A 19,647-nucleotide genomic window follows, 5' to 3' on the forward strand; every position below is an offset into this window, starting at 1 on the left:
GTCGCCACCGCTGCCGCCGCGGCCCTCGTCGCCACCGCCACCCCGGCCGCGACCGCCGCGACCGCCGCCACCACTGCCGTCACCGGCGCCGAGGCGACCCCGCGCGTCAGCGTCCTGACGTACAACGTCTTCCTGATGAGCAAGAACCTCTACCCCAACTGGGGCCAGGACCACCGCGCCCGGGAGATACCGAAGACCTCCTTCTTCCAGGGCCACGACGTCGTGGTCCTCCAGGAGGCCTTCGACAACTCCTCCTCCGACGCGCTCAAGGCGAACACCGCCGGCCAGTACCCGTACCAGACCCCGGTGGTGGGCCGCAGCAGGACCGGCTGGGACGCCACCGGCGGCTCGTACTCCTCGACCACCCCCGAGGACGGCGGCGTGACCATCCTCAGCAAGTGGCCGATCGTCCGCCAGGAGCAGTGGATCTACAAGGACGCCTGCGGCGCCGACTGGTGGTCCAACAAGGGCTTCGCGTACGTGGTGCTGAACGTGAACGGCGCCAAGGTCCACGTGCTCGGCACCCACGCCCAGTCCACCGACCCCGGCTGCGGCGCGGGCGAGGCGGCGGAGATGCGGGCCCGCCAGTTCCGCACGATCGACGCGTTCCTCGACGCCAAGAACATCCCGGCGAACGAGCAGGTCATCGTGACCGGTGACATGAACGTGGACTCGCGCACCCCCGAGTACGCCTCGATGCTCTCCAACGCCGGCCTGGTCGGCGCCGACAGCCGCACCGGCCACGCGTACTCCTTCGACACGGCGGAGAACTCGATCGCGAAGTACCGCTACCCGACGGACCCGCGCGAGGACCTCGACTACGTCCTCCACCGCGCCGGCCACGCCCGCCCGGCGGACTGGAACAACAACGTGGTCAAGGAGCAGAGCGCGCCCTGGACGGTCTCCAGCTGGGGCACGGACTACACGTACACCAACCTCTCCGACCACTACCCGGTCACCGGCTCCTGACGCCCTGAGCGTCAGCCTCGTCGCACAGCGCCCCCTCTCCGGCCTGACGGGCCGTCGGAGGGGGCGCTTTCGTGCGTTCCGGATCACACAGGATCGGCCCTGCCCCATACCCTGTCAGTGTCGAGCTGCTGGGAGAGAGGCAAGGCCGTATGTCTACCGACGCTACCCCGGACCCGTACTCCGATCCGCTGGTGTTCGGCCAGCGGATGCAGATCCTCCGCACGCGCCGCGGCCTGACCCGCGACCAACTCGGCGGCCTCGTCGCCCGGTCCGGGTCGTGGGTCAAAGCAGTCGAGACCGGCCGGCTGAAGACGCCGGGCCTGCCGATCATCCTGCGGGTCGCCGAGGTGCTGCGCGTCCGGGACCTGTCCGAACTCACGGGGGACCAGTCGATGCACACTGCCCTGTTCGCCGGCCCCGGGCACCCGCGGTTCGCCGCCGTGCGCGAGGCTCTCAACACGCCCCAGTTCGGCGTGGACCGCGAGGCGCCGGCCGCCGCGCATCTCTCCGCGCGCCTCGCCCGCGCCTGGTCCGCCCGGCATTCGGCGGCACATCACCGCGAGGTGATCGGCGCGCTACTGCCCGACCTGATCCGTGACGCGCAGGCCGCCGTGCGGCAGGCCGGGACGGTTGCCGACCGCAAGGCCGCGCAGGCGAGGCAGGCCGAGGTGTACTTCCTCGCGCAGTTCTTCTGCGCCTACCAGCCGGACGCCCCGCTGGTGTGGCGGGTCGCAGAGCGCGGGATGATGGCCGCCCAGGACTCCGAGGACCCGCACGCCATCGGCCTGGCCGCGTGGCTGACCACGCAGGCCCACCGCGACAGCGCCCATCTGGACGCTGCGGACGCGGTCGCCCTGGAGACCCTCCGCTTCCTGAATCCGCTCCTGCCCGACGCCGGCGCGGACGTCCGGGCCGTGGCCGGGGCACTGACCGTCGAGGCCGGGCTGACGGCGGCCCGCCGCAGGGAGACCGGGACGGCGTGGCGCTACTGGGACGCGGCCCGCCGGCTGGCCGAGGGACTGCCCGAGGGCTATTTCCACCCGGTGACGTCGTTCTCACGCGCGGTGATCGGCGCGCACGCGGTCACCGTGGCGGTGGAGCTGCACGCCGGCCGGGAGTCCGCGCGGCAGGCGGCCCGCGCGGAGGCCGAGGCGATTCCCTCCCGGCCGCGCCGCGCCCGGCACCGCATCGAGCAGGCCCGCGGCTATCACCTGGACGGACAGCCTGACGTGGCTCTGGCGACGCTGGCGCAGGCGCACGAGGCTGCTCCGGAAACCGTGCAGTACAACGGCTACGCGAAGCGCATCGTGCTGGAGGAGGCCGAGGCCAAGAGCCCGGAGCGGCGTCGGCGCGCGTCCGAACTGGCCCAGCAGATCGGTCTGCTGACTGCCTGAAAGCATAGGGGCACATTCTGTGCCCCTGCCGTCGCCGGACGGCCCCTACCGTCGTCTCACCACCCGCTGACGACGGTAGGGAGCACCAGCATGGACGCCCGCGAGAACGGCACGGCCTTCCACCACATTGCCCATCGGCTGCTCGGCCGGCGGGTCGTGGACACGCGCTCTCTGCGGGAGGGCGAGCTGAGGGCCGTGGTCGAGGACGGCCGCGACCTCGTCGCGTACATCCGCGGCAGCGACCACCGCGAGTTCGAGGCTCCGCTCGACTTCGTCAGGCCCGCCGAGTGAGCGGGTGGCGGAGCCTGGCCCGGATGCAGGACGAGGCCACCGACCTGCGCACCATCAGCCTCGGCCTGGAGGTCCGGCCGTCGGCCGCCCATCCGGGCGGCCGCTGCCCGGGCCTGAGGCTGCGGTGCCGGATCTGCCACGGGCCTACGCGCCTGCGGCCCGTCCTCGGCTCCCTGACGATGTACTGCGCACGCTGCTGCGCCGGATGGGGCGTCGAACACGACCCCGAGCGCTGCTGGGGGCAGCTGTGAGGAACGCGGTCAGAGATCGGCCTCCGTACCGATGACGGCCGGGCCGCAGCGCTCGGGCAGATGCGCCACGACCAGTGCGTACGCCTCCTCCGCCGTGGCGGTCTCGCCCAGTCGGCCCTCGCCGTGGCGGGTGATCTGGTATCCGCCGCCCGCCACGGGATGGACCGCAGGAACCGCCCGGTCCGGCGGGTATCCCGTCCACCGGCTGAGCAGGAGTATTCCGTGACTGAGCGAGGGATACAGCTCCCGCAGCCGAGGCTGGGCGTAGGCGGCTTCCACCATCGCAGGCCGGATCGCGTCCGGGCCGTACCCGAGCACGGCCCGCCACTGCTCGGCGACCACCTCGGCGGCGTGGGCGGGTGTCTTGTCGGCCATGGCCTCGCTCATCTCTCCTGCGTCTCCGGCAGGGTGGTCACCAGGAGGGCGAACGCCTCCTCCAGGGTGTCGACCACCGCGATGGTGGTGGGGGCGGTCACAGGGCCCCGGACGCGGTAGCGGCCGTCCGGGGTTGCGCGGACCTCGCCGCCGACGCGGCGGCCCGCGTAGCCGGTCCCCTGGTTGAAGAACATGACCCCGTGGCTGACCCCGGGGCACAGCTCCCGCAGCCGCGGCTGGGCGTACGCGGCGCGGACCACGGCCGGGTCCACCAGGTCCTCGGCGTCTTCGAGGAAGTAGCGCCACGTTTCGGCGATGACCTCGGCGTCGCCCTCGTCGTGCGCGCCGGGCTTCCCGGCGCCGTTCTCGCTCGTCATCCGACGTCCTTACTTCTTGTTCTTCGGCAGCTTTGACAGGTCCGGCTGGATCTCCGGGATGTCGGGCTTGGGGACATCCACCTTCGTAAAGCCTCCCTTGCCGTCCTGGGTGTACCAGTCGATGGACTCCCAGGACCGCCCGGGACGCTCGTCCTCGGGGTCCCCCCACGCGGCGGCCCCGTCGTAGCTTCGTACGGCGGCGGCGACCAGGCTCATCTCCCACGCGGTGCCCGCGGAGCCCGCGGGTGGGTAGTTGTCCGGGTGGAGCATGTTGTACGGCGCTCCGTGCCGTGCGGCCGCCTGGAAGGCCTCCGTGATGCCCTCGGGCGTGTTCCAGTTGGCCCGGTCGCCGTTGTGGTTGGGCATGCCGTCGAGGGTGACCGACAGGCGGCTCCGGTCACTGACAGCGGCGGACACGTTGGTCATCCACGCGGGTGGCTCGCCCTTGGAGTAGTCGTTCCCGTTGTACGTGTGCGCCCCGGGGTGCTGTTCCCGATTCGGGTCGTGCCTCTCGTCGCTCGGGTCGTTGCGCAGCCATCGGGCCAGCGAGTTCGACGGACCGTTCGGCGGGGGCTGGTTCGGGCCGAGCACCACGTGGTGCTCGTGCTCCTTCGCCTTGCGGACCGGGCACATCTGCAGGCCCAGCGGGTCGATCCACGTGGTGGGGTTGTCCACGTACGTGACCGGGTTCGGGGCCGGGGTCAGGCCCAGGGGGTCCGCGGAGGCGTAGCGGCCCGTGGTGGGGTCGTAGTGGCGGTGGCGGTTGTAGTGGAGGCCGGATTCGGGGTCGAAGTACTGGCCGGGGAAGCGCAGCGGGGTGTAGGCGCTCGCGTCGCGGTTCCAGGTGGTCGTGCCCCACAGCGTGGCGCGGGTCTGCCAGGCCACCTCGCCGTGTTCGTCGACCAGTTCCCGCGGGGTGCCGACGAGGTCGGTGACGATCGCGAAGAAGCGGCGGTCGACCTCCGCGTCGTCCAGGAGCCGGCGTTCCACCTGGGTGAGCGGTGCGACCCCGTCGTGGTCCCAGGTCAGCACGACGGCGTCGCGGCTGCCGGGGGTGCGGGAGACCTGCTCGACCAGGACGTCGCCGTCCCAGGTGAACAGCACTTCCTCGACGACGGCGTCGGGGGCGCTCTCGTCCGCCGTCGCCAGCCGCTGCTTGGCGATCCGGCGGCCCAGCGCGTCGTAGACGTAGCGCCAGCGCGTCCCGTCGGGGGTGGTGACCGCGGTGAGGCGGTCCTCGGCGTCCCAGGTGTAGTACCAGGTCTCGGGCTTGCGCGACAGCCTCGTCCGCTGCCGCAGCACGACCCGGCCCTGGTCGTCGTGCTCGTAGCGGACGCGGCCCGCGCGGGTGAGGCGGGTGCCCCGGTAGGTGCGGGTGCCGGTGGCCGTGTCGTCGCCGGGCCAGTGCGCGTCGGCCTGGTTGCCGGTGTCGTCGTAGGCGTAGCGCTCGGTCCAGTTCTCGCCGCGTACGCCGGTCACCCGGCCGTCGGCGGAAAGCTCCATGGTGCGCGGGCCGGCCAGCAGGTCCTCGACGGCGGTGAGGTGGCCGTCGGGGCGGTACGTGTACGCGCGGTGCTGGACCTGCCGGCCCTGCGCGCCGCGGACGGACTGGGCGGTCAGCCGGCCCAGGTCGTCGTAGACGTGGTCGATGGTGAGGTGTTCGCCGATGCGTCGGGTCGTCTCGCGGCCGGAGGCGTCGAACGCGAAGCCGACCTGGTGCCCGCAGGAGTCCAGGAGCGCGCCGCCGTCGCCGGGGAAGGTCCACCGGCTCACCGCGCCGCTGGGGGTGGTCCGGTGGGTGCGGCGGCCGGCCACGTCGTAGGCGTGGGTGAGTTCCCGGCCGTTGACGGACTCGCTCAGGACGCGGCCCGAGCCGTCCCGTACGTACGCCACGTCCGCGCCGGGTCCGCTCGCGCCGACCAGGTGTCCGGCGGCGTCGTAGCGGAAGCGGGTGACCTCGCCGTCGACGTCCTTGGCCAGGACGCGGCCCGCGATGTCGCGTTCGTAGCGGATGGTCTGGCCGACCCCGTTGGTGCGGGCGGCGAGCTGTCCCACGGCGTCGTAGGCGTAGCCCAGGGTGCGGCCGTCGAAGTCCGTCTCGGAGATCTTGCGGCCGGCCGCGTCGTAGGTGTAACTCCAGGTCAGGTCCTGGGCGTTGGTGACCTCGGCCAGGCGTAGTTCGGTGTCGTAGCCGAAGGTCAGGCGGGCGCCGTCCGGGGTGGTGCGGGACGAGACCAGGTCGAAGTGCGTGTAGGTGAAGCGGGTCTCGCCGCCGGTGGCGTCGGTGTGGGAGAGGCAGTTGCCCTCGCCGTCGTAGGTCCAGCTCTCCTGCGAGCCGTCGGGGGCCGTGCGGCGGGCGAGCTTGCCCTCCACGGTCCACTCCATGTGCGTGGTGGCGCCGGCCGGGTCGGTGACCGATGTCTGGCGGCCGAAGGCGTCGCGCGTGATCCGGGTGAGGCCGCCGAGACGGCCGCGGATCGTGATCGGCAGGCCGGCGGCGTCGTGCCGGATGCGTTCCAGCGGTCCGAGGTCGTCGTCCACGGCTATGAGGTGGCCGGAGCCGTCGTACGAGGACCGGACCGTGGTGCCGTTGGGGCGGGTGAAGAGGGTGGGGTTGCCGCGGTCGTCGTACTCCTGGCGGGAGGTCGCCCCTTCGGGGGTGGTGACCGCGACGAGCTGGTGCAGCTCGTTGTAGGCGGCCGTGGCGGTGGTGCCGTCGGGGTGGTCGATCCGGACGAGGTCGCCCCGGTCGTCGTAGGTCCAGGTGGTGGTCCGGCCGAGCGGGTCGGTGCGGGCCAGGAGCCGGTCGTAGCGGTCCCACAGCTGGCGGACGGTGTGGCCGAGGGCGTCGGTCTCGGCGACGACCTGGAGCTGGTCGTTCCAGTGGAAGGTCTTGGTGGCGCCGGTGGAGTCGGTGTAGCGGGTGATGCCGGCCGCGGTGTCGTAGTCGAAGGTCGAGGAGAGGAACCCGTCGGGGCCGATCGTGCGGACCACCCGGCCGGCGGCGTCGTAGACGTAGCGGAACGTGGAGTCGTTCCGGTCGGTCCAGGAGGTGATGCGGCCCGCGGCGTCGTAGGTGAACCGCTGTGGCACGCCGGAGGAGTTGGTGACGGCCGCCAGGTTGCCGGCCTCGTCGTAGCCGTAGGAGAGCACGGTCACGGGGCCTTCGGGGGCCCGTACGGACAGGGTGGCGAGCCGGTCGGCGTCCGTGGTGAGCTGGACGGTGTACCCGCCGCTGTGGGTGACGGAGGTCGGGGCTCCGTCGGGGGTGCGGGAGAAGGATATGTGGTTGTTGTTGCGGTCCTCGATGCCGGTGAGCCAGTACGCCGTCGAGACGCGGTACGGGCTGCCGGTGAAGGTGCGGGTCAGGCCGCTGCGGGGGTCGGTGACCGCGTACGTGGTCTCGTCCTCGTACCGGCCCTCGTACGTCAGGGCCAGCCGCGGCCCTTCGAGCGGCAGGACGGGGTCCCCGTCGGGCGCCGGGAGGCGGGGGTAGACCAGGAGCGAGCCGTCCTCGCGGGCCCAGACGGCGCCGGGGCCGGCGGGGTCGAGCTCGATGCGCTCGTCGAGGGTGGAGGCCCAACTGCGGCCGAACCACTGGCCGTAGCGGTACGCGGCCAGGTGGGTGCGGCGCAGGATGAGGGGCAGGGCTCCGGGGAGGGTGAGGTCCGTCTGCGGCAGGGTCATCTCGCCGGTGACGACGTCCACCGGGTCGTTCTCGCAGCGGGTCTTGTCCTCGGGGATGCTGTTGCGGCGGGCGTCGTCCTTGGCGCCGTGCAGCGGATCGGGCTTGCCGCGGGTGCCGTTGTCCGGCTTGCGGTGGTCGGCGCCGCCCCTGCCGCCTCCGCCGTCCTTGCCGTCGCCGTTCTTGGCGCGGGCCTTGGCGAGGCGGGCGGCGAGGTCGTCGTCGTTGTTCTTGTGGTCGGTGGAGATCTGCTTGACGGCCTTGGGCAGGGTCTTGCCCATGTGGTCGCCGACCTGCTTGGTCGCCTTCACCAGGGCGCCTATCGCCTTGTCGGCGACCGGGTCTATGGCCTGGGCTATGGAGTCGCGGCCACGGGTGCGGCCGTGGGCGGTCTTGGCCTTGGTCAGCTTCGAGGTGGTCTTGCCGTGGATGTTGGTGCTGACGCCGGTGAGCTTGCCGTGGGCGCGGTCGTGCTCGTCGTGGTCGATGAACAGGTCCGACAGGCCGGAGCCGCCGCCCCCGCCGCTGCCGCCGCCCGCGGAGGCGAGGTGGAGGGACTCCTTGCCGGACTGGACCCCGTCCTTGAAGCCGTCCTTGCCCGCCTGCTTGGTCTGGTCGAGGTCCACACCGTCCTGCAGCCCGATCGCCATGGAGCCGAGCTGGACGACGAGGTCGGCGGCCATGCCTTCGAGCGCGGCGACGGCCGGCTCGGTCATCGCGGCGACGACGTGCGCGACCGCCTCCTCCGCCGCGTCGGTCAGCAGCTTCAGCAGCTGCTTCTTCGTGAAGGCGATCGCGGCCGTGCCCAGCAGGGCGGACAGTCCGCCGGTGACCGGGATCAGGGCCATCGCGAGCCCTGTCTGGCCCGCCAGGACGCCGAGCTCGATCAGGGCCTTGCCCTTCATCACCTCGATCGCCGTGGCGGCCCCGTCCAGGGCCTTGGCGATGGTCCGCGCCGCGGACACGATGTCCTTGAGGTGCTTGCCCTTGACCTTGGCCCAGTGCTCGTTCAGGGCCTTGATCGACTCGCCCTCGCCGGAGGACAGCAGCCGCTCGAAGTGATTGTTGGCGAGCTGCCCGTCGTCCTCCAGATCATCGGCGAACTCCCGCAGGGCGTCCGCCATGTCCCGATAGGCGTCCTCATCGACATTCGGCCAGTTCACCCCCACCAGATCCAGCAGAGTGTCAGCCCAGTCAGGCACCGTGACAGCCACGTGACCCATCCCCCATGGTCAGAACTGATCAAATTACGCCAACAGTCCTACCATGCAAGATCACTGACAGGTAATCCGATATGGGCGTCACGGGTGCCCGTCGTAGAGGGCGTCGAGCTGCTCGGCGTACTTCGTGCGGACGATGCGGCGGCGGAGTTTCAGGGTCGGAGTCAGTTCGCCGGACTCGGGGGACCACTCCTCCGTCAGCAGGCGGTAGCGCTTGACCTGCTCGGTGCGGTTGAGGCGGGCGTTGGCCGCATCGACCGCGCGGGCGATCTCCTCGCGGACCGCCGGGTGTTCGGCGAGGGCGGCGAGCGAAGGCGCCTCGATGCCGCGGGACGCGGCCCAGGCGGGGGCCAGTTCGGGGTCGAGGACCAGGAGGGCGACCAGGTAGGAGCGGCCGTCGCCGTGGGCCAGGGCCTGGCCGATGAGGGGGTGTTCCTTGAGTGTGTTCTCCACCAGGGCGGGGGCGACGTTCTTGCCGTTCGAGGTGATGATCAGCTCCTTCTTGCGGTCGGTGAGCCACAGGAAGCCGTCCTCGTCGATCCGGCCGATGTCACCGGTCGGGAACCAGCCGTCGGCGTCGCGGGCGTTCTCCAGCGAGCCGTCCGGCCGGAGGTAGCCGTCGAAGACGGTGGCGCCGCGTGCCAGGATCTCCCCGTCCTCGGCGATCCGCAGTTCCAGGCCCTCGATGGGGCGGCCCACCGAGCCCAGCCGGAAGGCGTCGGGGCTGTTGACCGTGCAGACGCCGGAGGTCTCGGTCAGGCCCCAGGCGTCCATGATCGTGATGCCGAAGCCGGCCCAGAAGCGTACGACGTCCAGGGGCATCGGCGCGGTGGCGCTGGCCGTCCATACGAGGCGGTCCAGGCCGGCCAGGGACAGCAGGGGGCCGAGGACCTGCTCCTCGGCCCGTGTGTGGGAGGCCGCCAGTGCGGGCGGGACCTCCTCGCCGCGTTCCCGGTGGGCGGCCAGGGTGCGGGCGAGGCCGGTCGCGGCCTCGACGGCCCCACGCTGCTCCTGCGGCAGGCGGGCCAGGGCGGCCCGCAGGGAGGCGGCGAGCTTCTCCCAGACCCGGGGCACACCGAAGAACTGCACCGGGTGCAGCTCGCGGACCGCGCCGGCCACCGCCGCGGGGTCGGCGCACAGCCGGACGTGCGCGGCGCGCAGCAGCGGCAGGTAGATGCCGAGGAGCCGCTCGGCTATGTGCGCGAACGGCAGATAGCAGATGTGCTCGGCGTGCTCGGGCAGCTCCACGCGCCGGTCCAGGTGCACGGCCTGGAGCATGATGTTGCGGTGGGTGAGCCGGACGCCCTTGGGGTCGCCCGTGGTGCCCGAGGTGTAGACGACGGTCAGCGGGTCCTCGGGGCGGGCCTCGCGCCAGGACTTCTCGAAGGCCTCGGCGCTGTGCAGCCGGGCGCCGCTCGCGAACAGCGAGCCGTACGTGCGGTGCGGGCCGGCCTCGGCGGCGTCGGCCACGACCAGGGCGTCGAGCGCGGCGGTGGGGTCGTCGAGCAGCGGCTCCCAGCGGGGCAGCTCGCGGGCCCCCTCGACCACGGCGAACCGGGCCCGGCTGTGCCGGGCGATGTGGGCGATCTGCTGCGGCGCGGAGGTGGCGTAGACGGTGACCGGCACGGCGCCGAGGTGGACGAGGGCGAGGTCGGTCAGCCAGTGCTCGGGGCGGTTGCCCATCATGATCAGGACGTGTTCGCCGCGCTCCACTCCGAGGGCGGCGTAGCCGGCGGCCAGGACGGCGACCTTGCGGCGTACGTCGGCCCAGCTGAGGGTCGTCCAGCCGGCGGCGTCCGGGCCGGCGCGCCAGGACAGCGCGGGCAGGTCCCCGTACTCGGCGGCATTGCGGGCGAGCAGGGCGGGGAGGGTGGTCTCGTCGGGTCGTCCGGGCAGTCGCAGGTTCGTGGGCATGGGCAGCTCCTGGCCGTTTCACATCGTTGGTGCGACAGCAATACTGTTGAACCTGAAGCGGAGGATCAGAGAGCGAGGCACAGCCGATGACCACCCAGGCGCAGGAGCCCACGCTCACCGTCGACGAACTCGCCGCGCGAGCTGGTGTCACCGTCCGCACCGTACGGTTCTACAGCACGCGCGGGCTGTTGCCACCACCTGTGATCGGACCTCGTCGGGTGGGCCACTACGGGCCGGAGCACCTCTCGCGGCTGGCGCTGATCGAGGAACTCCAGCACCAGGGCATGACCCTGTCGGCCATCGAACGCTACCTGGACGCGCTGCCGGACGACCTGAGCGCGCACGACCTGGCGATCCACCGCGCGCTGGTGTCGGCCTGGGCCCCGGACTCGGCGGAGCAGGTTTCCCGCGCGGAACTCCAGCGTCGGGCGGGGCGGGCCCTGTCGGACCCCGACGTGCGGCGGCTGACCGCGATGAACGTGGTGGCGCCGGTGGGCGGGGGCTTCCGGGTGGACCTGGGGCTGCTGCGGCTGGGCGTGGCGCTGCTCGACGTACCGATCTCGTACGAGACGATCCTGGCCGCCCGTACGGTGCTCGTCGAGCACACCCGGTCGGCGGCGCACGAGATCACCCGGCTGTTCCGGGACGAGGTCTGGGGGCCCTTCACGGAAGGGGAGGACGACCCGGAGCGGGTCGAGGCGATGAAGTCGCTGTCGGCGCACATGCAACCGATGGTGGTGCAGGCGCTGGTGACGGCCTTTCAGAGATCTTTGAAGGAAGAACTGCGGGCGGCGTTCGTCCCGGAGCCGGCCGAGGAGCCGACCGAGGAGTCTGCCGAGGATTCGGCCGGCTCCGGGTGAACACCGCCCGCGCGGGCGTCAGTCGGTGAAGGTCTCGCCGCGCTCGGCCTTCTCCACCAGGAGGGCCGGCGGGGTGAACCGCTCGCCGTACTGCGCCGCGAGCTCACGCGCCCGGGCCACGAAGCCGGGCAGGCCGCCGTCGTAGCCGTTGATGTACTGGAGCACGCCGCCGGTCCAGGCCGGGAAGCCGATGCCCATGACGGAGCCGATGTTGGCGTCGGCGACGGAGGTCAGCACGCCCTCCTCCAGGCAGCGGACGGAGTCCAGCGCCTCCGAGAACAGCATCCGCTCCTTCATGTCCGCGAAGGGAATCTCGGCGCCCGGCTTGGCGAAGTGCTCGCGCAGCCCCGGCCAGATGCCCGCCCGCTTGCCGTCGACGTAGTCGTAGAAGCCGGCGCCACCGCTGCGGCCGGGCCGCTCGAACTCGTCCACCATCCGGTCGATGACCTGGACCGCCGGGTGCGCGAGCCACTCGCCGCCCGCGGCCTCGACGGCCTTGCGGGTCTCGTTGCGGATCTTGCGGGGCAGGGTGAGGGTCAGCTCGTCCATCAGGGACAGGACCTTGGCCGGGTAGCCGGCCTGGGCGGCGGCCTGCTCGATCGAGGCGGGCTCGATGCCCTCGCCGACCATCGCGACGCCCTCGTTGATGAACTGGCCGATGACGCGCGAGGTGAAGAAGCCGCGCGAGTCGTTGACCACGATCGGGGTCTTGTTGATCTGCCGGACCAGGTCGAAGGCCCGGGCGATGGCCTCGTCCCCGGTGGCCTCGCCCTTGATGATCTCCACGAGCGGCATCTTGTCGACGGGCGAGAAGAAGTGCAGGCCGATGAAGTCGACGGGACGGGTGACGCCCTCGGCGAGCGAGGTGATCGGCAGGGTCGAGGTGTTGGAGCACAGCAGCGCGTCCGGCGCCACGACGTCCTGGATCTCCTGGAAGACGCGGTGCTTGAGGGCGGTGTCCTCGAAGACGGCCTCGATGACGGCGTCGCAGCCGGCCAGGTCGGCGACCTCGGAGGTCGGGGTGATCCGGGCGAGCAGCTCGGCCCGCTTGGCCTCGGTGGTGCGGCCACGCGAGAGCGCCTTGTCGAGCAGCTTCTCGGAGTACGCCTTGCCCTTGGCGGCGGCCTCGGGCGTGACGTCCTTGAGGACGACCTCGATGCCGGCCTTGGCGCAGGCGTAGGCGATGCCCGCGCCCATCATGCCGGCGCCGAGCACGGCGACCTTGGTGACCTTGCGCTGCGGTACGCCCTGGGGGCGGCTACGGCCGGCGTTGACGGCCTGCAGGTCGAAGAAGAACGCCTGGATCATGTTCTTCGCGGTCTGGCCGGTGAGCAGCTCGATGAAGTAGCGGGTCTCGATGACCAGCGCGGTCTCGAAGTCCACCTGGGAGCCCTCGACGGCGGCGGCCAGGATGTTGCGCGGGGCCGGGTACGGGGCGCCGTTCAGCTGCTTCTTGAGGTTGGCGGGGAAGGCGGGCAGGTTGGCGGCGAACTTCGGGTTCGACGGCGTGCCGCCCGGGATCCGGTAGCCGGGGACGTCCCAGGGCTGCTTCGACTCGGGGTTGGCGTCGATGAAGGCCCGGGCCTTGGCGAGCATCTCCTCGGGCGTGGCGGCCAGTTCGTGGACCAGGCCGTTCTCCAGGGCCCGCTGCGGGCTGTACTGGGTGCCCTGGAGGAGCACCTTGAGCAGGGCGTCGGCGATGCCCATCAGCCGCACCGTACGGGTGACACCGCCGCCGCCGGGCAGCAGGCCCAGGGTGACCTCGGGCAGGCCGATCTTGGAGCCGGGGGCGTCGAGGGCGACACGGTGGTGGCAGGCGAGGGCGATCTCGTAACCGCCGCCGAGGGCCATGCCGTTGATGGCGGCCACGACGGGCACGCCGAGGGTCTCGATCCGGCGCAGCGAGGACTTCATCGCCGTGGTGGCCTCGAAGGCGAGGTGGGCGTCCTCGGGACGCAGCCGGATCATGTCCTTGAGGTCGCCGCCCGCGAAGAAGCTCTTCTTCGCGGAGGTGAAGATGATGCCGCGGATGGAGTCCTTCTCGGCCTCGGCGCGGTCGGCCACGCGCGCGATGGAGTCCATGAAGGCCTGGTTCATCGTGTTGGCGGACTGGTCGGGGTCGTCGAGGACGAGGGTGACGACGCCGGTCTCGTCCTGTTCCCAGCGGATCGTGGTGGACTCGCTCATGGTCACTGCTTTCGGTCAGTCCGTACGGAGGAAGCTGGAGAGGAAGCTGAAGGGGACAGGACGGTTCAGAGGCGTTCGACGATGGTGGCGATGCCCATGCCGCCGCCGACGCAGAGGGTGACGAGGCCGTAGCGCTTGTCCTGGCGCTCCAGTTCGTCGATGACGGTGCCGAGGATCATCGCGCCGGTGGCGCCGAGCGGGTGGCCGAGCGCGATCGCGCCGCCGTTGACGTTGACCTTGTCGAGGGTGGTGCCCATGTCCTTGACGAAGCGCAGTACGACGCCCGCGAAGGCCTCGTTGATCTCGATCAGGTCGATGTCGTCGATGGTCAGGCCGGCCTTGGCGAGGGCCTTGCGGGTGGCCGGGGCGGGGCCGGTGAGCATGATGGTCGGCTCGGAGCCCGAGACGGCCGCGGAGACGATCCGGGCCCGCGGCGTGAGACCGTTGCGCGCGCCGGCCTCGCGGGAGCCGATCGCCACCAGCGAGGCGCCGTCCACGATGCCGGAGGAGTTGCCGGCGTGGTGGACGTGGTCGATCTTCTCGACCCAGTGGTACTTCTGCAGGGCGACGGCGTCGAAGCCGCCGAGCTCGCCGATGTCCGCGAAGGACGGCTTGAGCTTGGCCAGCGAGTCGGCGGTGGTGCCCGGGCGCATGTGCTCGTCGTGGTCCAGGACCACCAGGCCGGTGCGGTCGGTGACCGGGACCACGGACTTGGCGAACCGGCCCTCCTTCCAGGCGGTGGCGGCCCGCTCCTGCGAGAGGGCGGCGTACTCGTCCACGTCCCGCCGGGAGAAGCCCTCGATGGTCGCGATCAGGTCGGCGCCGATGCCCTGCGGGACGAAGTTGACCGTGAAGTTGGTCATCGGGTCGGCGAACCAGGCGCCGCCGTCGGAGGCCATCGGGACCCGGGACATCGACTCCACACCGCCGGCGAGGACCAGGTCCTCCCAGCCGGAGCGGATCTTGGCCGCCGCCAGGTTGACCGCCTCCAGGCCGGAGGCACAGAAGCGGTTCTCCTGGAGGCCGGCCACGGTGTCGGGCAGGCCCGCGGCGATCGCCGCGATCCGGGCGATGTCGGAGCCCTGGTCGCCGACGGGGCCGACGACGCCGAGGACGATGTCGTCGACGGTCGCCGGGTCCAGGCCGGGGTTGCGCTCGCGCAGGGCCTGGATCAGGCCGACGACCAGGTCGATGGGCTTGGTGCCGTGCAGGGCGCCATTGGCCTTCCCGCGCCCGCGCGGGGTGCGGATCGCGTCGTACACGTACGCTTCGGTGCTCACGGTGTTGCCTTTCGGAATGTCTGACGCGGGATGAGGGCGTGGGACGGAGGGGGCGTGGGACGAGGGTGTAAGGGCTGCGACCTGTTTTTCGGCCGGCCGAGGGGCGGGGCCGGCGCTCAGCCGAGCAGGGCGCGGCCGATGATCTCCTTCATGATCTCGGTCGTCCCGCCGTAGATGGTCTGGATACGGCCGTCCGTGAAGGCGCGGGCGACCCGGTACTCGGTCATGTAGCCGTAGCCGCCGTGCAGCTGGAGACAGCGGTCGGCCACGCGCTTCTGCAGTTCGGTCGCCCACCACTTGGCCATCGAGGCGTGCACGGCGTCGAGCTCGCCGTTCGCGTGGTCGGTGATGCAGCGGTCGAGGAAGCTGCGGGTGACGGCGCACTCCGTGGCCATCTCCGCCACCTCGAAGCGGATGTGCTGGAGCTTGGCCAGCGGCCGCCCGAAGGCCTCGCGCTCCTTGACGTACTCGGTGGTGATCTCCAGCAGGTGCTCGGCCGCCGTGACGGCGGCCATCGCGATGGCCAGCCGCTCCTGCGGGAGGTTCGTCATGAGGTGGACGAACGCGCCGTTGAGCTCGCCGAGCAGGTTCTCCTTGGGGACCCGGACGTCGTTGAAGAACAGCTCGGCCGTGTCCTGGGCCTTCTGGCCGATCTTGTCGAGGTTGCGGCCCCGCTCGAAGCCTTCCATCCCGCGCTCCACGACCAGCAGCGACAGCCCGTGCGCCCCGCCCTCCGGGGTGGTCTTGGCGACCACGACCACCAGGTCGGCGAGGATGCCGTTGGAGATGAAGGTCTTGGAGCCGTTCAGCAGCCAGTGGTCGCCGCGGTCCTCGGCCGTGGTGCGGATGCCCTGGAGGTCGGATCCGGCACCCGGTTCCGTCATGGCCACGGCCGAGATCAGCTCGCCCGAGCAGAAGCCGGGCAGCCAGCGGCGCTTCTGCTCCTCGGTGCCCAGCGAGGTCAGGTACGGGCCGATGATGTCGTTGTGCAGCCCGATCGCCAGGCCGGGCGCGCCCGCGCGGGTGAACTCCTCGGCGAGCACGGCCGCGTAGCGGAAGTCCGGGTTGCCGCCGCCTCCGTACTCCTCCGGCACCGCGTGCCCGAGCAGGCCCTGGCGGCCGGCGGCGCGCCAGGCGTCGCGGGAGACGATGCCGTCCTTCTCCCACTGGTCGTAGTGCGGCAGCACCTCCTTGTCCAGGAAGGTGCGCACGGTCCGGCGGAACGCCTCGTGGTCCTCGGTGTAGATCTGGCGCTTCATCGCTCCCCCTCTGGTCAGAGCCAGTTCTTGACGGTCTCGATCAGCCGGGCCGGCTCGGGGCCGACGGGCGTGACGTTGAGCATAGTGACGCCCGCCTCGCGGAAGGCCTCGATGCGCTCGCGGACGTATCCTTCCGGTCCGCACAGCGTCATGAGCTCGCAGAACTCGTCCGGTACGGCGGCCGCGGCGTCCCGCTTGCGCCCGGAGAGGTAGAGCTCCTGGATCCGCTTGGCCTCCGCCTCGTAGCCGTAGGCGACGGCGAGGTCGTTGTAGAAGTTCTTGCCGACCGCGCCCATCCCGCCGACGTACAGGGCGATCTGCGGCCGGGCCAGGTCGCGCGCGGCGGCCGCGTCCTCGCCGACGGCGAGCAGCCCGCCCGCCACGACCTGGAGCGGGCCGAGCTCCGCGGGCCGGGCGGCCGTGCCCTTGGCGAGGGCGTCGCCCCACACCTGCCGGGCCTTCTCCGGGATGAAGAGGGTGGGCAGCCAGCCCTCGGCGATCTCGGCGGTCAGCGCCACGTTGGCCGGGCCGAGCGAGGCGACGTAGACGGGGATGCGGTCGCGGACCGGCCGGGTGAGCATCTTCAGCGGCTTGCCGTGCCGGCCGCCCTTCTCGGGCGGCAGCGGCATGTCGGTGATGCCGTGGTGGTCGATGGTCTCGCGGCGCCAGATGCGCCGGCACAGCTCGACGGTCTCCCGGGTACGGCCGAGCGGGCGGTCGTACGGCTTGCCGTGCCAGCCCTCGATCACCTGCGGGCCGGAGGCGCCGAGGCCGAGCATGGCCCGGCCGCCGGACAGCGCGTCGAGGCCGGCGGCGGTCTGGGCGATGAGGGCGGGGGTGCGGGAGTAGACGTTGACGATGGCCGAGCCGATCTTCATCCGCTCGGTACGGGCGGCCAGGTAGCCCATGATCGTCGGTGAGTCGAAGCCCCACGCCTCGGCGACCCACAGCGCGTCGAGGCCGGCGGACTCCAGCGCCGCGGCCTGGTCGGCGGCGCGGCGGGGGTCACCGGCATAGTCGAGCAGCATGGACAGTTCCATCAGAGGCCTTTCCCGGTGGCGTCGGACGGGGTCGGACCGGAGGTGGTCGGGCCGGGGGTGATCGGGCCGGGGGTGATCGGGTCGGGGGTGATCGGGTCGGGGGTGGCCGGACCGGAGACCGCCCGGTCGGCCGCCCCGATGAGCTCCGGCACGTCCCAGTCTTGCGCGATCTCGCGCGTGTGGGCGCCGGGCAGGGCCGGGCCGCCAACGGCTGTCGCGGGGGTGGCGGAGAAACGGGGCGCGGGGGCGGGCTGGACGATTCCGGCGGCCTCGGTGAAGGTGCCGCGGGCGGCCAGGTGCGGGTGGCCGGGCGCCTCGCGCAGCGAGAGTACGGGGGCCACGCAGGCGTCGGTGCCCTCGAAGACCTCGGTCCACTCGGCGCGGGTACGGGTCCGGAAGCGGGCGGCGACGCTCTCGCGCAGCTCGCCCCAGCGGGCCATGTCCTTGCGGGCGGGCGCCTCGTCCGTGATGCCGAGCAGAGCGATGAACGTGTCGTAGAACTGCTGCTCCAGCGCGCCGACCGCCATGTACCCGCCGTCGGCGGTCTCGTAGCAGCCGTAGAAGGGGCAGCCGCCGTCGAGGAGGTTGGCCCCGCGCCGGTCCTGCCAGCCGCCGGCCGCCATCATGCCGTGGATCATGGCGGTGAGGTGGGCCGTGCCGTCCACGATGGCCGCGTCGACGACCTGGCCGGTGCCCGTGGCCCGGGCGTGCTGGAGGGCGGCGAGGACCCCGATGACCAGGTAGAGGGAGCCGCCCGCGTAGTCGCCGACGAGGTTGGCGGGCACCGCCGGCGGCTCGCCCGGGCTGCCGATCATGCCGAGTGCACCGGTGACGGCGATGTAGGCGATGTCGTGGCCCGCGGTGTGCGCGAGCGGGCCCTCCTGACCCCAGCCGGTCATCCGCCCGTACACCAGCCGGGGGTTGCGGGCCCGGCACTCCTCCGGGCCGACGCCGAGCCGCTCGGCGACCCCGGGCCGGAAGCCCTCGACCAGGATGTCGGCCCGCTCCACCAGGTCCAGGACGCGGGCGGGGCCCTCGGGGGACTTGAGGTCGAGGACGACGGAGCGCTTGTTGCGGTTGGTGATGTCGTAGGCGGGGTTCACGGCGAGCCCGCCGCCGCCCGGCCGGTCCACCCGGACCACGTCCGCGCCCAGATCGGCCAGGAGCATGGCGGCGAACGGGCCCGGCCCGATGCCCGCCAGCTCGACGACCCGCACTCCCGCGAGCGGGCCGCTGCCCGGCCCGCCGCTTGTCCTTGCCACTGCCATCGAGCGAGCCCCCAGCGCCAGGCGTACGACACACGTATGACACAACTGATGTAACACCAGCGATGCTAGGAACGCGTTCCACTCAGCACAAGCCCTCGGAGCCACCCGATTGAGCAAGCGCTTAGGTCACCTGGCCCCAGGCCCCGCAGTCGGGGGACCTACCCGACCCGCTCGTCCAGCAGCTTCACGTGCCGCTTCAGCGCCACCGTCCGATAGCTCTCCTCCACCCACTCGCACAGCATCTCCGCACTCGGCGCCCCCTTCTCCCCCAGCGGTACGGTCACCCAGCCCGAGCGGCCCAGCCCGTACCCGGTGGGCTCGGCACCCGGAGAGGCGAGGGCGTGGCCGTGCAGGGCCTCGTCCACCAGCTTGACCGACAGGCCGGGCGGGGTGGGGCCGTCCGCCGTACCGAGGAAGACGAAGATCTTCTTGTTGATCTTCACCACCCCGCTCTCGGGACCCCAGGGGTGCTCCTCCACCGCCTCAGGAAGCCCGAGGGCGAACTCCCGGACCTGCTCCCACTTGCGAACCGCAGCCTTCACCGACGCCTCCTCTTACCGCAGGTCACACCTGCTCGCACAAGCAGCCGATCCTCACGCTAGCCTCAGCCACCGACATCAGCTGGGAGGAGCGGTGATGACCGGACAGGTTCGGCAGGTTCCAGAGGCCCACGCGGAGCAGGCGCCCGCGGAACGCCCGTACGACATCGTGCTCTTCGGAGCCACCGGCTTCGTGGGGGCGCTGACCGCCGAATACCTCGCCGTCCACGCGCCCGCCGGGACCCGCTGGGCCCTGGCCGGCCGCGATCAGCAGAAGCTGGAGCGGCTGCGCGACCGGCTCGCCGCCCTCGACCCGGAGTGCGCGAAGCTCCCACTGCTGCGGGCGGACGCCGGTGATCCGCAGGCCGTGCGCGACCTGGCCGCCGCCACCCGGGTGCTGGCCACCACCGTCGGCCCGTACATCCTCTACGGCGGCGAACTCGTCGCCGCCTGCGCCGAGGCCGGCACCGACTACCTGGACCTCACCGGCGAACCGGAGTTCGTGGACCGCGTCTACGTCGACCACGACGCGCGGGCCCGGGAGACCGGCGCGCGCCTCGTGCACGCCTGCGGATTCGACTCGATCCCGGCGGACCTCGGCGCGTACTTCACCGTCCGGCAGCTGCCCGAAGGCGTACCGCTCACCGTGGACGGCTTCATGCGCGGCGGCGGCCTGTTCTCCGGCGGCACCCTCGCCTCCGCGCTCACCGCGCTCGGCCGCGCCCCCCAGGCCATGGC

General features: G+C 71.9%; 16 protein-coding genes. 6 read left to right on the forward strand and 10 right to left on the reverse strand.

From position 1 onward, the window contains the following. From sph to GPJ59_RS19435, 4 genes are all read left to right on the forward strand, one after another. On the forward strand, positions 1-969 hold a 969-nt coding region (sph, locus tag GPJ59_RS19420), incomplete at its 5' end, for a sphingomyelin phosphodiesterase (RefSeq protein WP_219668473.1). A 149-nt stretch (positions 970-1,118) separates the two neighbouring features. After that, a complete protein-coding gene (locus GPJ59_RS19425) occupies positions 1,119-2,363 on the forward strand; it encodes a helix-turn-helix domain-containing protein (RefSeq protein WP_219668474.1) in 1,245 nt (414 codons plus the stop codon). 90 nt (positions 2,364-2,453) lie between these two features. Continuing rightward, positions 2,454-2,654: a hypothetical protein gene (locus GPJ59_RS19430; protein WP_219668475.1), complete on the forward strand. Its 201-nt coding sequence runs from the start codon at positions 2,454-2,456 to the stop codon at positions 2,652-2,654. Beyond that, positions 2,651-2,905 carry a hypothetical protein gene (locus GPJ59_RS19435; RefSeq protein WP_219668476.1) on the forward strand — a complete coding sequence of 85 codons (255 nt, stop codon included), beginning with the start codon at positions 2,651-2,653 and terminating at the stop codon, positions 2,903-2,905. Before GPJ59_RS19430 ends, GPJ59_RS19435 begins: the two co-directional genes overlap by 4 nt. Positions 2,906-2,914: 9 nt before the next feature. Here GPJ59_RS19435 and GPJ59_RS19440 read toward each other — a convergent pair whose 3' ends face one another. The 4 genes from GPJ59_RS19440 to GPJ59_RS19455 form a co-directional block, all read right to left on the reverse strand. Further along, positions 2,915-3,292 (reverse strand): DUF6193 family natural product biosynthesis protein, encoded by a 378-nt coding sequence (locus GPJ59_RS19440; RefSeq protein ID WP_258024628.1) that lies wholly within the window; start codon positions 3,290-3,292, stop codon positions 2,915-2,917. Further along, entirely contained in the window at positions 3,289-3,657 is a 369-nt protein-coding gene (locus tag GPJ59_RS19445; protein WP_219668477.1) for a DUF6193 family natural product biosynthesis protein, read from the reverse strand. The genes GPJ59_RS19440 and GPJ59_RS19445 overlap by 4 nt, the downstream gene beginning before the upstream one ends. Before the next feature lie 9 nt (positions 3,658-3,666). After that, positions 3,667-8,556, reverse strand: a complete 4,890-nt coding sequence (locus GPJ59_RS19450; protein ID WP_308120375.1) for an RHS repeat-associated core domain-containing protein — start codon at positions 8,554-8,556, stop codon at positions 3,667-3,669. 87 nt (positions 8,557-8,643) lie between these two features. Next, positions 8,644-10,476: an AMP-dependent synthetase/ligase gene (locus GPJ59_RS19455; protein ID WP_219668478.1), complete on the reverse strand. Its 1,833-nt coding sequence runs from the start codon at positions 10,474-10,476 to the stop codon at positions 8,644-8,646. A gap of 86 nt (positions 10,477-10,562) precedes the next feature. Between GPJ59_RS19455 and GPJ59_RS19460 the strand changes: the two genes are divergently transcribed. Continuing rightward, positions 10,563-11,336: a MerR family transcriptional regulator gene (locus GPJ59_RS19460; RefSeq protein WP_219668479.1), complete on the forward strand. Its 774-nt coding sequence runs from the start codon at positions 10,563-10,565 to the stop codon at positions 11,334-11,336. A gap of 18 nt (positions 11,337-11,354) precedes the next feature. Here GPJ59_RS19460 and GPJ59_RS19465 read toward each other — a convergent pair whose 3' ends face one another. From GPJ59_RS19465 to GPJ59_RS19490, 6 genes are all read right to left on the reverse strand, one after another. Then, a complete protein-coding gene (locus GPJ59_RS19465) occupies positions 11,355-13,523 on the reverse strand; it encodes a 3-hydroxyacyl-CoA dehydrogenase NAD-binding domain-containing protein (protein WP_219668480.1) in 2,169 nt (722 codons plus the stop codon). Between the two features lie 65 nt (positions 13,524-13,588). After that, positions 13,589-14,803: an acetyl-CoA C-acetyltransferase gene (locus GPJ59_RS19470; RefSeq protein ID WP_219668481.1), complete on the reverse strand. Its 1,215-nt coding sequence runs from the start codon at positions 14,801-14,803 to the stop codon at positions 13,589-13,591. Between the two features lie 116 nt (positions 14,804-14,919). Beyond that, a complete protein-coding gene (locus GPJ59_RS19475; RefSeq protein ID WP_219668482.1) occupies positions 14,920-16,062 on the reverse strand; it encodes an acyl-CoA dehydrogenase family protein in 1,143 nt (380 codons plus the stop codon). Between the two features lie 14 nt (positions 16,063-16,076). Then, positions 16,077-17,102 carry an LLM class F420-dependent oxidoreductase gene (locus GPJ59_RS19480; protein ID WP_219668483.1) on the reverse strand — a complete coding sequence of 342 codons (1,026 nt, stop codon included), beginning with the start codon at positions 17,100-17,102 and terminating at the stop codon, positions 16,077-16,079. Next, a complete protein-coding gene (locus GPJ59_RS19485; RefSeq protein ID WP_219668484.1) occupies positions 17,102-18,370 on the reverse strand; it encodes a CaiB/BaiF CoA transferase family protein in 1,269 nt (422 codons plus the stop codon). Before GPJ59_RS19485 ends, GPJ59_RS19480 begins: the two co-directional genes overlap by 1 nt. 158 nt (positions 18,371-18,528) lie before the next feature. Beyond that, positions 18,529-18,912, reverse strand: a complete 384-nt coding sequence (locus GPJ59_RS19490; RefSeq protein WP_219668485.1) for an MmcQ/YjbR family DNA-binding protein — start codon at positions 18,910-18,912, stop codon at positions 18,529-18,531. Positions 18,913-19,006: 94 nt separating this feature from the next. Between GPJ59_RS19490 and GPJ59_RS19495 the strand changes: the two genes are divergently transcribed. Next, positions 19,007-19,647: saccharopine dehydrogenase family protein (locus GPJ59_RS19495; protein WP_219668486.1), on the forward strand; the 641-nt coding region annotated here is incomplete at its 3' end.

Origin of the sequence: Streptomyces bambusae, assembly GCF_019400985.1 — a bacterium.
GTDB classification, from domain to species: domain Bacteria; phylum Actinomycetota; class Actinomycetes; order Streptomycetales; family Streptomycetaceae; genus Streptomyces; species Streptomyces bambusae_A.

What these genes read in the sequence shown, in the direction of transcription:
- GPJ59_RS19425 (WP_219668474.1), top strand. Translation starts at nt 1,119, where the DNA reads ATGTCTACCGACGCTACCCCGGACCCGTACTCCGATCCGCTGGTGTTC.
- GPJ59_RS19430 (WP_219668475.1), top strand. Translation starts at nt 2,454, where the DNA reads ATGGACGCCCGCGAGAACGGCACGGCCTTCCACCACATTGCCCATCGG.
- GPJ59_RS19440 (WP_258024628.1), bottom strand. Translation starts at nt 3,292, where the DNA reads ATGAGCGAGGCCATGGCCGACAAGACACCCGCCCACGCCGCCGAGGTG.
- GPJ59_RS19445 (WP_219668477.1), bottom strand. Translation starts at nt 3,657, where the DNA reads ATGACGAGCGAGAACGGCGCCGGGAAGCCCGGCGCGCACGACGAGGGC.
- GPJ59_RS19455 (WP_219668478.1), bottom strand. Translation starts at nt 10,476, where the DNA reads ATGCCCACGAACCTGCGACTGCCCGGACGACCCGACGAGACCACCCTC.
- GPJ59_RS19460 (WP_219668479.1), top strand. Translation starts at nt 10,563, where the DNA reads ATGACCACCCAGGCGCAGGAGCCCACGCTCACCGTCGACGAACTCGCC.
- GPJ59_RS19465 (WP_219668480.1), bottom strand. Translation starts at nt 13,523, where the DNA reads ATGAGCGAGTCCACCACGATCCGCTGGGAACAGGACGAGACCGGCGTC.
- GPJ59_RS19475 (WP_219668482.1), bottom strand. Translation starts at nt 16,062, where the DNA reads ATGAAGCGCCAGATCTACACCGAGGACCACGAGGCGTTCCGCCGGACC.
- GPJ59_RS19480 (WP_219668483.1), bottom strand. Translation starts at nt 17,102, where the DNA reads ATGGAACTGTCCATGCTGCTCGACTATGCCGGTGACCCCCGCCGCGCC.
- GPJ59_RS19485 (WP_219668484.1), bottom strand. Translation starts at nt 18,370, where the DNA reads ATGGCAGTGGCAAGGACAAGCGGCGGGCCGGGCAGCGGCCCGCTCGCG.